Source organism: Hoyosella subflava DQS3-9A1 (assembly GCF_000214175.1).
GTDB lineage: Bacteria > Actinomycetota > Actinomycetes > Mycobacteriales > Mycobacteriaceae > Hoyosella > Hoyosella subflava.
In genome coordinates this window covers 146,456-162,135 of sequence record NC_015564.1, presented here as the reverse complement: position 1 = coordinate 162,135, position 15,680 = coordinate 146,456, and the positions used below count along the sequence as shown (strand labels likewise).

6 protein-coding genes are annotated in these 15,680 nt (G+C 64.2%); all 6 read right to left on the bottom strand.

The genetic code is table 11. From position 1 onward, the window contains the following. Positions 1-3: 3 nt before the first annotated feature. Positions 4-840 carry a siderophore-interacting protein gene (locus tag AS9A_RS00705; protein ID WP_013804955.1) on the bottom strand — a complete coding sequence of 279 codons (837 nt, stop codon included), beginning with the start codon at positions 838-840 and terminating at the stop codon, positions 4-6. Then, positions 837-2,114 (bottom strand): enterobactin transporter EntS, encoded by a 1,278-nt coding sequence (gene entS / locus AS9A_RS00700; protein ID WP_013804954.1) that lies wholly within the window; start codon positions 2,112-2,114, stop codon positions 837-839. The genes AS9A_RS00705 and entS overlap by 4 nt, the downstream gene beginning before the upstream one ends. A gap of 5 nt (positions 2,115-2,119) precedes the next feature. Continuing rightward, complete coding sequence (locus tag AS9A_RS00695) at positions 2,120-2,344, bottom strand: phosphopantetheine-binding protein (RefSeq protein WP_013804953.1); 225 nt, start codon at positions 2,342-2,344, stop codon at positions 2,120-2,122. Positions 2,345-2,353: 9 nt separating this feature from the next. After that, entirely contained in the window at positions 2,354-6,820 is a 4,467-nt protein-coding gene (locus AS9A_RS00690; protein ID WP_013804952.1) for a non-ribosomal peptide synthetase, read from the bottom strand. A gap of 21 nt (positions 6,821-6,841) precedes the next feature. Further along, complete coding sequence (locus AS9A_RS00685; RefSeq protein WP_013804951.1) at positions 6,842-7,885, bottom strand: ABC transporter substrate-binding protein; 1,044 nt, start codon at positions 7,883-7,885, stop codon at positions 6,842-6,844. Positions 7,886-7,967: 82 nt separating this feature from the next. Continuing rightward, positions 7,968-15,593, bottom strand: a complete 7,626-nt coding sequence (locus AS9A_RS00680) for a non-ribosomal peptide synthetase (RefSeq protein WP_013804950.1) — start codon at positions 15,591-15,593, stop codon at positions 7,968-7,970. Between the last annotated feature and the right edge of the window lie 87 nt (positions 15,594-15,680).

Genomic DNA, 15,680 nt, shown 5'->3' with positions numbered 1-15,680 from the left:
GGGTTACTCCGCATCACCGTAATCCGCCGTGCCGCGCTTCCAATACCCCGTGATCAAGTGGTCACACCGCTCGGACGTGACTTCCGTGCGAACCCACCTGCGCAGCGGACGAATCGACCCCGCTTCCCCGGAGATCCAGATGTAAACGCGCTCACCGGAAGGCAGCGCGAGCGTCCGGATCGCCTTTTCCAGAAGATCCGTTGAACCGGGCGCCGCGTCGCCGCGGTGCAGCCATTGCACGTCCAGTCCGGCGGGGGCGTCAAGAGCGACCTCCTCGGATTCGTCCGCAACTTCCACGATTGCCCAGCCGCGCGCATCGCGCGGCAACGTCTCGAGCCAGCGAGCGATGGCGGGTAGCGCAGTAATGTCCCCCGCCAGCAGGTACCGGTCGTAACTGTTCGGTACCACGACGCCACCGGGCGGTCCCGCGATGTGTATCCGGGTGCCGGGTTCGGCACTCGCAGCCCACTCAGAGGCGAGCCCTCCCGGATGGATCACGAACTCGATGTCCAGCTCGCCACCCTCCGCATCGAAACGGCGAACCGAATACTCGCGCGAAACCGGCCGAGGCGCTGACCATCGCAACGACAGACCGTCGCGTTCGGGCAACCGGAGAACGCCATCCGAATCCGGAAAGATCAGCCGTACATGTTCGTCGGGCACGTGCGAGACGAATCCGGCGAGCTCTGGACCACCAAACGTGACGCGCACTATCCCAGAACCGACGGCTGTGCGCCGCAGCACTGTCAGTTCGCGGAGCCCAATCGGGTACCCGACCTTAGCGGCGTTGTGACCCGCTAGAACCTCCGCGAGCCGGTCCTGATAGTCCGTCCGGTTCATTTCGCGCTCCTTCCGCTAGCGGCAGTTACTTCTTCGTTGACATGCGTTCGCTCATTCACACCCCGCAGCGTTCTGAGCCATGCACACAGCACGAGTGTCAGCACACACCCGATCAGTCCGTACACCACCAGGGCTGCGGAAATCGGCACAAGAAAAGACACTGCACCTGCGGCGATAGCCCCGATGGACGCCCCTGCCGTCATTTGAGCGGACCAGACACCAGCGATGCGACCGCGGTACTTGTCGGGGGTGCCGCGCTGGATGACGGCGTAACGCATGATGTCGGTGATCGTGTCGCCGAAGCCGTGCGTGGCGAGTCCCACGACCACAAGCGCGACGGCAGCGGTTGCACCTGCGCCCGCCAGTCCGGTGGCGGAGATCAGCATGCCACCGAAGATCACCCGTCCGCTCCATTGCACCGTCGACGTCCATCCGCTGGTCAGCGACCCAAGGAGCGCTCCCACCGCGGGGGCCGCGTAAAGCAGGCCGATGACTGACGGACCCACACCGAGGACCTCGGTGGCGTATTCGGGTATGAAAACAGTCCACCCGGCCAAGAGCATGGACACGAATCCAGCGATGAGAACTCCGCCGACAACACGGTCACCTAATGCGTACTTGTAGCCGCTAATGACCGACGCGACGGGTGATTCGCGAGCGCGACCTGGAGGCGGCAGCGATGGTAGTCGCGAAATGCAGAACGTGGTCACCGCAGTCGCCACAGCCGCAACGGTGTAATTGACACCCACTCCCCCCACAGCGATGACGACGCCACCAAGTGCGGGGCCCGCGAGGGCGCCGATGTTCCCCGTCAATGCGACGAGCGCACCTGCGGCAGCGAGCTTGTCGCGGGGTATCAGGCTGGGTGTGACAGCCATCAGCGCAGTGACCGAGATGCCGCCACACACTCCGTCGACGACAGCACAGAGGTACAGCACCCAAGTCTGTGGCTCGGGAAGAACGGCGTTGATTGCGAGTACCGCGAAGAACACACCAGCGGTCCCGCGCGCGAGCATGATGAGGCGACGGCGGTCACAGCGGTCCGCGAGGACGCCACCGAGGAAGGTCGCCACAAAGGTGGCAGCTCCGAAGACAGCAGCGACCGCGGCGACCTGCGTGGTGGAGCCGGTCAGGTCATACATTTGTACGGGCAGTGCGACCATCAAGAAGCCGATGCCGAGGATCGACACGGCCCGCGCGGTGAACAGGTACCGGAACTCGCGGCTGGTACGCAGCGGGCTGATGTCGATGAGGAGTCTGTCGCGCAGTGCCACGCGGATCAGTTCGCCCCGAGGACGGCGAACCAGTGGTCGAGTTCTGGCTGTGTTGACAGCGCCACGAAGTCAACGTCCACGCCAGTCTCACGCCACTGCTCGACGAGCGCGATCAGCCGCACCGAGTCGAGTCCCTGATCCACGAGGCTGACGGATGGGTCAAGCTGGTCCGCGGGAACCTCGAGGATGCGCGCGGTATCGGCAAGAATGGTGGAGCGTTGCAGTCCCATGGCTCTTCCTTATTCTGTGATGTGAATGACGGCCTGCCGCCAGATCGCCGCAATTCGCTGGGTGGACTCGGGCCCGAGAACGCCACTGGCAGCGGAGAATTCGCATTCGATTTCGGGCCCGTCGGCACTGTCGACGGTCACCGCGTCCACGTGGAGCGGGTGGTTGAGCCTGGTGGCGGGGTCAACGGAACCACCGAGCGCCTCCCCTTCATGCGCTGTGGTCCAGGCCGCACCGGTTTCTTCCCCGAGCGTCATGCGGCCCAGATAGTTGAACACCACGGACGGCCGCTGGTAGGGCCTCGCCCTGAACTCGTTGTCGTATTCACGCAACAACCCGAAGCCGATGCCACCATCAGGGATGGCCCGCAGCGACGAAGCTGTGTTGTGCAGTGTCGCTGTCAGGTCGTCATCGACGTCGATCAGCACGGGGAACGTCGTGGTGAACCAGCCGACAGTTCGGGAAAGATCTGCGCCGGGGACGAGGTGTTCTTCGCGGCCATGTCCCTCGAGCTCGATTTTCACGGCGCACCCCCCGCGCACTTCTCGCACCGCGAATGCCAGTGCGGCGAGGAGGATGTCGTTGACGGTCCCGCTGGCGAGGACCTTCTCGGTGGTTCGAGTGGGCAGGCGGACGTGGGCGGATCGCATCGTCGCGACAGTGTCCGTTTCGGTCAGCGCACGCGTTCCCAGCACCGGTTCCTCCGCGCTGAGAGCGGGCAGCCACACGTCCCGTGTACTGGGCACCCGGTGGCTGGTAGCAAGGGTCGTTGCCCAGGCCCGGAAGGAAGTGCCCTCCGGCTCGATCCCGTCGCCGCGCACGGCGGCAGCCAGCTCAGGAACTAGCGTCCGCCACGAGACCCCATCGACGGCAAAATGATGGATCGCAAGGAAAACACGACCGGGGACATTAGGCCCCATGTCGAACAGCACGGCTTGCAACATGATGCCGCGATATGGATCGAGAGCATCGAGCACACGGTGCCGTTCCGCGCGGAAAAGCTCCTCCCAGGGGCCCTGTGCCGCGTCGACCCGGCGTACGAGAACCTCTGGCGCGGGGCCGGTCTCATTGAGAACCCAGGTATCGCATGCAAGCCTGGATCGGAGTGCCGGGTGCGCTGAAATAAGCACCCCAATCGCGCTGCTGAGCGCTGCGACCGTCAGTCCAGCGGGCGCGGTGAGAAGCCGGGATTGGGTGAACCGGCTCAGGTGACCGCCCCATTCAAGGGCGTCGCGCATGATAGGCGTGAACGGGACTTCGCCGGTCGCGGGAATTGCGTCGAGTCGTACCGCGGCTTCAGCGTCGGCGACGATGGCGTCCGACTTATCGCACGCTGCCGCCATCGCGGCGATGGTGCGCAGTTCGAATACGTCTCGTGCACTCAAGGCTATGCCTGCCGCGCGGGCTTTCGACACCAGCTGGATGGAGACGATGGAATCCCCGCCGAGCGAGAAGAAATCATCGTCGATTCCGATGTTCTCCAGGCCAAGAATCTCTGCGACAACACCGGCCAGCGTCGCTTCAGTGGCGGTCCGGGGCGCTCGACTGCTGGTCAATGCGGCGAAGTCAGGGTTTGGCAGCGCTTTCCGGTTGATCTTTCCGTTGGGCATCGTTGGGATCGAGTCGATCAAGATCACGGCCGCGGGCACCATGTAGTCCGGCAGACGCGTGTGGAGATCGCTGCGCACATCGAGCGGGTCGACATTGGCCTCAGCAGGGTCGTCACAGGTTATGTACCCGACGATGCGACGAACACCGGACTCGTCGGTGTGGGCTACTGCGATCGCACTGCGCACTCCGGACGCTGCGGCCAGCGCCGCTTCCACTTCGCCGAGTTCGACTCGGAAGCCACGTATTTTGACCTGGTCGTCACCGCGTCCGAGGTATTCAAGACGGTATGGCGATCCGGCAGAGAGTCGCACTACGTCGCCGGTGCGGTACATGCGCTGCCCCGCGATTCCGTGCGGGTCGGCCACAAACCGCTCCGCGGTGAGCTCCGGGCGGTTCAGATAGCCTCGGCCCACCCCGGCCCCACCAAGGTAGAGGTCACCGGTCCCGCCGGGTGGGACGGGGCGCAGCAGGTCGTCGAGCACGTACGCGCGGCCTCCGTGCACAGCACGTCCGAGCGTCGGTGACTCCGCGTCCGCGGCGAAACCGATCAGTGAATCGACGGTGCATTCGGTGGGCCCGTACAGGTTCGCTGCCAACACTGGTGCCGCCCGCAGACGCCGCCACAGATCGGGGTTCACCGCTTCACCACCGAAACCGACAGCGGCCGGACGGTGCGCTCCGCTGAACAGGCCTTCACCTGTCATGTGGTCCAGGAAAGTGGGGGTGACCTCGAGGAAGTCGAGTTCGTGCTCGAGGGTGTAGCGCGTCATCTCTGCCGGGTCACGCATGGTGGTGTCGTCAAAGATATGGACTGTGTGGCCGTCGAGCAGCCACAGCATGGGCTGCCAGGAAGCGTCGAAGCTGAATGACCACGCGTGTCCGACACCCAGGTTCTCGCGAGCCGCCGCCTGCACTGCAGGCTGGTGCAGATCAGCGCGATGGCTGGCGAACAGGTTCACGAGGTTCGAGTGGGTGATCGCCACACCTTTTGGGCGGCCGGTAGAACCTGAGGTGTAGATGACGTATGCGGTGTTGCTGGGCCGCAGCGGGCCGCACCGATCGTCGTCGGTAATAGGGCGTGCCGGCTGTCGTGAGATCAGCTCGCGAGCCGCGTCGAGGTGGAGCACATTGCAGCCACTCAGCACGCTGCCCAGCGCCTCGGATGTCGCAGCGTCAGTAATGACCATGACGGGCCGCGCGTCGTCAAGCATGTGCGCGAGACGCTCCGGTGGATACGACGGATCGAGTGGGACATAACAGCCGCCCGCGGCGAAAACACCGAAAATCGCGGACATCACGGCTGCGGAGCGGGGCAAGGCGATCGCCACTACAGCTTCGGGCCCGACGCCGTGAGATATCAGCGCCCGGCCCAGTTGATTCGCCGCACGACTGAAGTCGGCGAAAGTGAGAATGTCACCGCCACAGACGACCGCGAGGCGGTCTGGTGTTGCTTCGGACTGCGCGGTGAGGTGGTCCGCCATCGTCGTCGCGCCAGCGCGGGCGGGAAGCCAGGACGCGAGTTCCTTACGCTCTTCGTCGAGCAGAAAGGACATCTGCGGGACTGGACGCTCTGGCTGACCGGTGACTTGTGTGAGCAGCGAGACGAAGCGGCGGCCAATAGCGGTGACGGCGTCGGGTGAGAACAATGCTGGCTGGTATTCGAGCCGGACAATCAACTGGTCATGCAGGCCTGCGACCAGGACGAGCGGGAAGTTCGTCGCATCCGCTCCGTGCACGGCATCCACGCGGATACCGCCTGAATCCTGTGCTCGTTCGAGCGCATCCTTGTCGATTGGGTAGCTTTCGAAGATGGTCAGGGTGTCGAAGAGTTCACCGAGCCCCTGGTCACGCTGGATATCAGCGAGGGCGGCGTACTGGTGATCGATGGTTCGGGCGTGGGACCGCTGGACTCGCTCTAAAAGGTCGCCGGCTGTGTCGCCTGGCTCTATCTGTACGCGAACGGGAACGGTGTTGATGAAGAGCCCGACCATGGATTCCACTCCAGGCAGTTCTGGAGGGCGTCCCGATACTGTCGCTCCGAAGACCACATCCCGACGGCCAGTAAGGCCGCTGAGCAGCAACGCCCACGTTGCCTGCAGAACTGTATTGACCGTTACCCCGCGCCGCTGCGCACACGCAAGAACCGCAGCAGTGAGTTCGGTAGGGGTCCCGGGGTCGTGAGTATCGATCTGGCGTGCTTCGCGGGTAGATCCGGGCGCCGCAACCAGTGTCGGCTCAGTGAGCCCCGCGAGCGTCTCCTGCCAGATAGCCCGGGCGGCGGCAAGATCCTGCTTGTCCAGCCAGGCGAGATAGTCGCGGTAGGGACGAACCGGCGCCAGCTCCCCGGTGCCGGCATACAGTTCGAGCAGTTCACGAACGAGGATCGGTGTGGACCAGCCGTCGACGACGATGTGATGCGCCGTCATGATGAGATGGCATTCGCGGGCACCCGTGCGTACGAGATGCCAGCGGATAAGGGGCGGCTGTGTGAGGTCGAACCATTGCCCACGATCGGCGGAGCAAATCTTCTCGAGTTCGGTGAGCTGGGCACCGTTGTGCAGGTGGGTCAGGTCGCTCGTTGTCCAGGGTGCGGTCACACCACGGACAACCAGACCAGCGGTGCGCCCATCTTTACGCTGCCGGAAGCAGGTGCGCAGAGCCGCGTGCCGTTCAAGGAGGGCGTGTGCCGAGTCCCGCAGCCGCTGCTCATCGAGGTCACCTGTCAGCCTCAATACTGACTGCACCGTGTACACGTCAGGCCGAGTATCCGCATCATCGTCCGGCTTGGTGACGGTATGAAGGTAGAGCAGACCGTGCTGCAATGGTGACAGAGGGACAACGTCTTCGAGCGCAGTGGTGCGGGACATCAGAGATCTCGTCCTTAGCCGTTAGTTGTTGGCTGCGGGCAGCGTTTCAAGTGTTTCCTCGATGGAATCGAGCGCGAGTACTGCCGTCTGGTAGGTCGCGGCGTGGCCGTGGCGGACAGGGATCAAGTTCCCGGCCTGAACCGCTGGAAGCGACTGCCACAGATCAGAATTCATAAGTTCCTCGAGTTCCTCGGTAACGGTGCCGTCTTCCTGAACCGCGTAGACGATGACATCGGCGTCGCCGAGAAGCTCGGGAATGCGCTCGTACGACGCGTACTCTGCATGCTCGATAGCATCGTCGTCGGGTTGACCGGGGAAGTCGGCGCCGAGGTCAGCGAACAAGTTCGTGGTGTAGGAATCCGCATACTCGCGGACGAACTCCCCTGCGTTGGCACCACAGATATCGCACACGCCAGCGAATTTCAGGCTGCCAAGACTGGCCTGATACTTCTCCGCGATTTCGGCGGCACGCGCGTCGTATGTCTCTTTGTAGGGACCATAGTTCTGGGCGACTCCGGCAGCGTCGGTCTGCTGTTCACCCAGTTCCCGCCAGTCTGACGCGGTCGTGGGACCGAGGAAGACCACCGGAGCCAGTGCTTCCAGCGCCTCCATGTTGAGGCTTTCCTTCGCGCGAATCGGGACTCCCATGATGATCAGGTCTGGCTCGGCCGCGGCGACTGCCTCATAGTTGATCGACTGCGCCGCCCCATCAGGTGCGATTTTCGGCAGTGCATCGTAGGCAGCGCGAGTTTCCTCGTCCATGCTGTCGATCTCGCGGGTCCACTCGCACACTGCTGAGAGGTTTGCCTGGGCCTGGATCAGCGGCAGGACAGCGTAACCGCACGCCACGATGCTCTGCGGCTCTGCGGGAATCTCGATGGAGCCGTTCTGCGCCTCGAATGTGCGAGTCGAGTCTGATGTGGCTGCCACGTCCGCCGAGTCCGAGTCGGCAGTGGCACTCGTGCCATCTCCGTCATTTCCGCATGCCGCCAGCCCCAGCGCCAGCAGCGACGCCGCAGCGAGTGCCCCCGCACGGCGTGCGCCACTCAGTTTTGTTCCTCGCATGTGCTTGATCTCCCCGGAATGAGAATGCCGGAATTGCCCGACATATTTGGTTAGCCTTACCGAACTTATCATGATCAAGTGTTCAGTTGATGTCCGAGAACTCTGTGAACTCCGCCTCGAACTCTTCGATCTCGTCCTGATTCAAACCGCTTAATGTGAGGTCAGAGGCGGTAAACCCGCCTACCGACGCATCCTCGGCAAGCCCGCTCAATTCCCTTGCCCATCGCTCGGCCATCTGCTGCACCACGTGCTTGGTGACGACGCCAGTGCTGAAGCCGAAGCGCGCGCGCAACACTGTTCCTGCATCGGTTTCCAGCGCCACCACCCCCACTTCAATCGCATGGCTCACTGGCATCTCCGCATCAGTCGATCCACCGAGCGCGTCAGCGGCAGCAGACCACGGCTCTCCCGCCTCCTCACCGAGCGTGAAGCGGCCCAGATAGTTGAACCCAATCTCCGGAGCGGGAAGCGAACTGAGTTCCGCGCGCCCCCCAACGTCAAGGTGCCGCAGCATCCCGTAACCGATCCCGTTATCGGGAATGGCGCGGAGTTGCTCCTTCACGCGCTTCAGCGCGCTCGCCGCATCACCCTCACCAGGGTCGAGCCGAGTGGGGTACAGCGTCGTGAACCATCCCGCGGTACGTGCAAGGTCAGCCCCCGGCACCACGGACTCCTCACGACCGTGCCCCTCAAGATCAACAAGCACACCGCCGGGCCCGTGCTCCGCGACCACCGCCCGGGCGAGCGCACTGAGCAAGACATCGTCGACGCGGGCCCGGAAACTCTCGGGCAGCACAGTAAGTACCCTTTTCGCTACGTGCACAGGGACGTCGACTTCCACTGTCCCGGTCTGTGACATCACGTCGCTGGGACCAAGCTCGCGCGACCCGACCCGGACTCGCCCCCGAGCAGCGAGGATTTGCCTCCACAGCGGCAGTTCGGCCCGCCGCTCGCTGGCACGCTGCGTCAATGCCTGCGCCCAGGCGCGCATCGGCATCCCCGACCGCGCCAGTAGCCGCCCTTCACACGCCGCAGCAAGGTCCGGAACGACGATCCGCCATGACACACCGTCGATCGCGAGATGGTGCACAACGATGAGCACGCGCGGCGTCTCGCCGGTAAACAGAACAACCCTCGTCATTCTGCCTGCCGCCGGATCGAGTTCGCGGTACGCCTGCGCCGTCACCTCCGCGATGACCTCCTCCGCATACCCTGCCGGCAGCGCCACCTCGGCGACGACATCTTCCGCGCGCACGGCGCCCGCCGGGGGAATCTCCAGCGTTCGCATCTGCGCTGTGAAACTCGCCCGCAGGACATCGTGGATGTCGAGAACCTGCTGCATGCCCGCGACCAGCGCCTCACGTGTCAGATCTGCGGGGGCATGCAGCAGCCGCGATTGCGCGAACCGGCGATACTCGCCACCGCGACCGATCATGTCGTGGGTGATCGGCAGCACCGGCACCGTTCCCGTCGCTGACTGCTCATCCCAGGTCCACCGTGCAGGATCATCTGGGACTGCCACTCGAGCCAGTCCCGCAGCGGTGCGATGCTCGAACACCTCGCGTGCTGTTACTCGGAGCCCGGCATTCCGCGCGCGCGACACGAGCTGGATCGCGACGATCGAATCGCCACCGAGCGTGAAGAAGTCGGCATCCGGATCCACCAATGGCAGCCGGAGCGCGTCCGCCACGATGTCGCACATGAGTCGCTCCCGCTCGTTCGCAGCGTCACGCACCGGTTCGGCAGTGAAATCCGGTTCCGGCAGTGCGGCCCGATCAACCTTGCCGTTGGGAGTCTGAGGCAGGACATCAAGGACGGCCACCGAGGCGGGGACCATATGCTCAGGCAATCGTTCTGCGAGGTAGCGGCGCAGCGCGTCAGTGGTGACCACTTCACATGCCGTGACGTAACCCGCAAGTAGGCGCCGACCCGGTGCGTCCTCGCGCAGCATCACGGCGGCCCATTCCACCGATGGATGCTGAGACAGCGCCGCTTCGATCTCGCCCAGTTCGATCCGGAAACCCCGCAGCTTCACCTGGTCATCGGCGCGACCGAGATAGTCGAGCGCCGCGTCATCGGCGCGCCACCGAACTAGGTCCCCAGTCCGGTACAGTCGCTCGCCCGCACCACTGAACGGGCTCGCAATGAATCGGCACGCCGTCACGCCCGGCTGACCCAGGTAGCCACGGCCCACCCCCTGGCCGCCCACATACAGCTCGCCAGCAACGCCCGGTGGCACGGGCCGCAAGAGGTCGTCGAGAACGTACGCCTGGACTCCCGGGATCGGTCTCCCGATCACGGGACGTGCCCCGGCTACCACAGAGACAGCAGTGTCCACAGTGCACTCAGTTGGACCGTAGACGTTGTACGCGGTGATACCCGGGGCGTGCGCAAGCTGCCTCCACAGCTCCGGCGGCACCGCTTCACCGCCGACCATGACCGTGTCAGGGCGGTGGCCTGCACCATCGGCGAGCACCCCCGCAGCGAGCAATTCCGCCATCAGCAGGGGCACACAATCGATGACGTCGATCTGGCACTTCCGCACGTAGTCGACGATTCCGTGAGCGTCAGCTTTGAGCTCCGCGGGCAGCACGTGCAGCGTGTGCCCGTTCACCATTGCCATCAACGGATCCAGGGCAGAATCGAAGGACAAGCTGTATGTCAGCAGAACGCTCTTCGGTCTAGCTGAGCCAAGCACGTGCGCGTCACGTAGATTCGCGAGTCCCACGTGCGGTACGACCACTCCCTTCGGCAGTCCAGTCGAACCCGACGTGTAGATCACGTATGCGGCGTTCCGCAGCTCCGCGCGGCTGTCGCTCAGAGGCGGGCCAAACGTTTTGTCCTCCAGAACAAATTGAGGTGCCGCATCGTGCAGCATATGGTCGACGCGTTCAGCCGGGTAGTCCGGATCGATAGGCACATACGCAGCACCCACCTGCCAGATCGCGAGAACCGCCGTAATCGCGTCCGCCCCGCGCGGAATCTTCAGCGCAATACGTGATTCCCGTTTCGCACCCCGGTCAGCGAGGTCCCCCGCGATACGACGCACGCGCTCCGCGAGCTCGCCGAAGGAATAACGGGCTTCCTCCGATACCAGCGCAGTCACAGCAGGGGTACGCGCCGCCTGCGCGAAAAACGCATCGATCACGGTCATCTGCGGCGCCAATGCGCTGGATGCGTATTCAGGGGGTCCATCCACGAGCTGCTGTTCCTCCCGGGACAGCAGTTGCAGTTCAGTAAGCCGCTGATGGGGATTCGCTGCGATCAGTTCGAAAACCCGCGCCACCCGCGCAGCGAAACCTGCACCTGTGCGGTCATCGAACAGGTCGTGGGCGTACTCGACACGAATCCGCGCCGAACCGTCACATTCCCCCACGACGTCGAACACCAGGTCATACATCGCGGCCTGCGTGTCCACTGTCGCAACCTGAGGCTGCAGGTCCCCGAACACCTCTACCACGGGTGGCGTCCTGTACTGGACGAGCACCTGGAACAACGGGTGCCGTGCAGCATGACGCGGTGGGCTGAGGACCTCGACGACGCGGTCGAAAGACACGTCCTGGTGAGCAAACGCGCTCAGGTCAGCATCGCGGATTCGCATCGACAACTCTTCCAGAGTCGGGTTGCCTGAAAGATCGGATCGCAGAACCACCATGTTGACGAAGAACCCGACGAGACCGTCGAGCGCCGAATCGGGGCGCCCCGCTGTGGGAGTGCCCACCACGACGTCCTGCCCGGCGCCGCTCCCATTCAGGGTTACCGCAACCGCCAAGTGCGAAAGCAGGAACATCGTCAGGCCGTTCCGGCGCGCGAAGCTCTGCAGTTCAGCGACCGTGGACGCACCCACAGTCACCTCCGCGACACCCCCTCGATAACTCGCCGTGCCGGGCCGCGGGCGGTCGTACGGCAACGTCATCTCCGGTGGCAGCCCAGCCAGCGCACCGGTCCAGTACCGGATCTGCTCAGCGGCGAGGCTGCCGGCGTCGTCGGGACTGCCCAGAAGAATGTGCTGCCAATGCGCGTAATCGGCGTACTGGACAGGCAGCGCCGGTGGCGCCCACCTCGTCCCCTCTGATGCTGCGGCGTATGCGGCACCGATGTCCCGCAGCAAGATTGGGGTCGACAGTTCATCACTGGCGATGTGATGAGCAAGCACGAGCAGAACCGACTCACCGCCGGTGACGAACAGCGTGACGTGCAGGGGGATGTGGTGTTCCAGCTCGAAAGCATGCCGAGCCGCTTCGGTGAGCTCATCGTCGAGCGACTCCGCTGCGACGTTGCGGACCGTAAGCGGCACTTCGGGAAGCGGCAACACGTGCTGACTCGCACGACCGTCCTCATCTGCGCGAATGACGGTGCGCAACACTTCATGCCGGTCAAGGACTCGCCGCAGCGCCTCGGTCAGCGCCTCGATATCCAGGGTTCCGCACAAACGCAGTGCGACGGGAATGTTGTATGTCGGTGCCGCGCCTTCTAGCTGGTACTGGAACCAAAGGCGCCGTTGCGCCGCCGACACAGGCGATACGGCTCCCCTGCAAACAGGCTTAAGGGCAGGGCGGTGGCGCACCTGCCGACCACACTCCCTGGCGAGCCCCGCCACGGTCGGGTTGTCGAAGACTGACCGGATCGACAAGTCACTTCCGAGTTTGTCGCGCACCGCTGCGATCAGCTTCGCGGCCGCAAGAGAGTGCCCGCCAAGCATGAAGAAGTCGTCATCTACACCGACGGCACGGAGGCCGAGCACCCCCGCAACAATGTCGGCGACCACACGCTCCACGTGGGTACTGGGCTTTCGCGCCGAAACCATCGTCTGAAAGTCCGGGTCGGGAAGACGTTTCCGGTCGACCTTCCCATTGGTCGTAAGTGGCACCGCATCGAGCGGCATCACTACGGCAGGCACCATGTAGCTGGGGAGCCACTGTGCTAGCTGCTGCCGAACCGAGGTGGCGTCACCGACCTCATCGCCGACGCCGACAATGTATCCAACAAGCTGATTCGCTCCGGTCTCGTCGGGACGAGCGACCGCCAGGGCAGCAGTGACTCCCGGCAGTCGGCGGAGCGCGGTTTCGACCTCAGCAACTTCGACCCGGAAACCCCGGATTTTCACTTGATCATCGCCACGGCCGCGATAGACGATCGTGCCGTGATCAGTCCACCGCACAACGTCGCCGGTGCGGTACATACGCCCGTCCCCAAACGGATTGGCCACAAACCGAGCGGCGGTCAGCGCGGCGGCAGCGAGGTAACCCTGCACCACACCTGGGCCCGCGACGTAAAGCTCACCGTCGCACCCCGGCGGCACGGGCTGCAGCCCTGCATCCAGCACGTACACCTGCAGATTCGAAACCGGCCGACCGACGACAGGTTCTGGATGGTCGCGCACTTCGGCGATCAGCACATCAACGGTGCCTTCCGTCGGTCCGTAGAAATTGAATGCGGCACCCGGACGTTCACGGAGCTGCTTCCAGAGCGAGGCCGTGACCGCGTCGCCACCGAAACCAAGCACCGGCACGCTCCCCTCAGTCAGCAGGCCATGGTCGATGATGTACTCCAGCTGCGCCGGCGGTAGCTCGACGAAGTCCCAGTTCTCCCGGTTCGCCCACGTCGCGAGCAACTCCGGGTCGCGTTGCGTTGTCTCATCGACGAGGTGCAGCGTGTGCCCATCCAGCATCCACAGGTGCGGGCCCCACGATGCGTCGAACGCGAGCGACCACACGTGGCCGACGATTAGGTGTTCTTTGTGCGCGACCTCTTTGGTGCGGCTGAACACACGCGCGCGGTGGCTATGGAACAGGTTCACCGCACCGGCATGCGGTACCTCAACGCCTTTGGGGCGGCCGGTCGACCCGGATGTGTAGATGACGTAGGCGATGTCGAGTGGATGCGGCCTGCGCCGTTCCTTGTTCGTAAGGGGACCATCGGGGTAGCTGCTCACGTCAGCCTCGTCGAGCCAGATTTCGAATGTCCCGGCAACGCGGGAAGCGCAGTCGGCTGTGGTGATGACGCTGCCTGGAGCCGTGCCCTCCAGAATGTGCGCGAGCCGCTCTGCCGGCTGGTCGGGATCGAGCGGTACGCAGGTTCCGCCTGCTTCCAGGACCGCGAACAGCGCAACCAGAGCGTCAGCACCGCGCGGCAGAGCAACCGCGGCGCGACCCGTTGTTCCCAGCCCATCCACTGCGAGCACATGGCGGGCGAGGCGGCGAGCGCGGGACGCCAGTTGCCGGTAGGTCATCGACGTAGCACCGTCATAGATCGCGACGCGGTCGCCGTTGCGGTCACAGCAGTCGCGGAAGAGGTCGACGAGTGTCTGACCCGCTGGAACGCTGGCGTGGTGGCTGTTCCACCCGTGCAGGATGGTTCGCATTTCGGGGTCAGTGAGCATCTGCAATCGAGCGACCGGCGTGTCGCTGCCACCCAGCGCGGCGACGTCGCGGAACACCTTCGTCAGCCTTGCTGCATGCACGGCCAGATCGTTTTCTGTGTACGCCGCGGCGTCAAGGTCGAGCCACACCTCGAGTTCGCCCGTGTTGTCGATGGGGCGTGCCGTCACCATGAGGTCCTGGAGCGGACCGCGGGCGATCGAATGAACCGAGGCGCGAATGTCCCCGAAGCTGAAACGGTCCGCGAACGGTTTGACGTTGATGGAGGCACCCATCACGCCGCGTGAGCCAGCCGGGAGGCGGAGGTCGTTGACGATGTCTTCGCCGCGGTAGCGGAAGTGCGTGCGGCACTGCTTGATGGCCCCGCTCACTTGGCCGATGATGTCAACGACGGTGAACTCGGGCCGCACATCGAGTCGCAACGGAACCACGTTGACAGCTGACATCGGTACAGCCATGGAAGCGCTGCCCAGCCGGTTCATGACCGGGAACCCCACAATGATGTCCCCGCGTCCCGTCACGCCACGCAGATACGTCGTGATCGCCGCGGTGAGCGCGTCACCCCAGCTCGCGCCTGGTACTCCCGTTGCCGCAGCGGCGCTGGCCAGGCCGCGCTTGTCTTCCGCGGTCAGAATGAGGCGGGCGCTGCGGACGGTGCGCGCGATACCGGTTGCGGTGCTGGAAAGGCTGACCGCCTCTTCAGCGCCGTCGAGGTAGTTGAGCCAGAATTGCCTATCCTGCTCCCAGTCGCTGGAGGCGCGATACGCCGATTCCTCCTCGACAACCGGAGCGAATGGGGAAGGGCCAGTGGGGAGTTCACCGCCGTTCACCAGTGCCGTGTACCGCTGTGCTATCCGGCGGATGAGCAGCCCGAAGCCGTACGCATCGATCACAACATGGTGGATGCACAGATAGAGCAGGGCGTGATCGGGAGCCAGCTGCAGGATGGCCCCGCGGACACAAAGCTCTCGCGCCGGATCGATGACCTGCTGGTGATCCGCCGCCATCCACTTCTGGGCCGCTGCCCACGGATCCGCGTGGTGACGCATGTCGAGTCGTTCCACGGCCGGGAGGCTGCGCCTTCCAGGGCGAAGCGAGACTCCCCCGCCAGGATCCGGGATGAACTCCGCAACAAGCACTTCAGCTTCGTTGACTGAGTCTTGCACGGCTGCGGCGAGAGCTTCGTGTGCCACCGCGCCGCACAATTCGACACACTCGGATGTGTTGAAGATCGCATTGGAGGGGTCGAGTTGCTGCGCGAACCACACTCCGAGCTGAGCTCGGGTAAGTGGAAACGACGCATTGTCCTGGAAGAACGGGACAGCCATGTACCTTCCTCATCTTCTGCATGTCGGGGGCTATTTACCGGCCGAGAGGTGGCCAAAGCGGGCTAATCGGACGTCTACCTGGGGGAA